The organism is Anoxybacillus sp. UARK-01 (assembly GCF_002075365.1).
In the GTDB taxonomy this organism is placed as follows: Bacteria; Bacillota; Bacilli; order Bacillales; family Anoxybacillaceae; genus Anoxybacteroides; species Anoxybacteroides rupiense.
Genome location: NZ_NASY01000068.1, coordinates 1 through 885, shown reverse-complemented (window position 1 = coordinate 885; position 885 = coordinate 1). Strand labels below are relative to the sequence as shown.

Genomic DNA, 885 nt, shown 5'->3' with positions numbered 1-885 from the left:
GTACATGCAGTAAATAGCGATGAAACCCATACCAACGCGGCTGTTCTAATCCGTCATTCTTTAACTGATTAAATGTCTGCTCAATCGAGTTGCGAAAACCAAACAACCACTTTCCGAATTCTGTTTTCAAAAACGAACGAATCATCCGACCATAGGCATCTTTTCGTTCATCGCTATTTCGAGGATTAATAGGTGAAACGAAAAAAATTCCTGTCTGTTCGGCTATTTGACGGACTTTTTCGCTGTCATAGGCGGCATCTCCAAGGGCAAATTCAATCTTCCATTCCTTTAAAGATGGAAATAATTCGAGCGCAACGGCTGCATCATTTCGATTCGCAGTCGTGAAGACATGGGATAGGACGATTCCTTCTGTGGTTGTACAAAGGTGCAACTTATATCCTTTGAACCAGTTATACCGAGTCGAAATCCCCCATCTCGCTTGAGAATCATAAAAACTGCTTCGGAGTGCCGTACTGTCGATGATGACAATTTTGGGATACCGAACACCTAAATCTTTTAGAAGTCGAGCATTAAATGTGGAAAATCCTTGTTCTCGAAACCACTTACCTGCACGTGAAAACGTAGAAAGATGTGGAACCTCTTTGAGTCCACAAATACGCCGGAAGTAGCCAAATCGATCGAGTGTTTCCACTAACTGACGTAAAGAATCAATGGAAAAATAGGTTTTTAAAAAGAAACATTTTAACAATGATTTTTTCGAAATCGGTGGTCGCCCGGTTATATAAGGTGTTTCTGGTAAAGAAAGTTGGTCGATGTATTGAAATAAAGCCTGTAAAAGAGGATCCATTTCGCTATTCAGTGCATGTTCGATAACAAAATTGGAAATCATGATAGTGTCCACCCCTTGGAAATGTGTTTTTGGTC

At 40.5% G+C, this 885-nt stretch carries 1 protein-coding gene; it reads right to left on the bottom strand.

Features of this window, described 5'->3' with window-relative positions:
* The coding region (locus tag B6A27_RS18330) for a transposase (RefSeq protein WP_080862888.1) at positions 1-850 on the bottom strand (850 nt) is incomplete at its 3' end.
* Positions 851-885 lie beyond the last annotated feature (35 nt).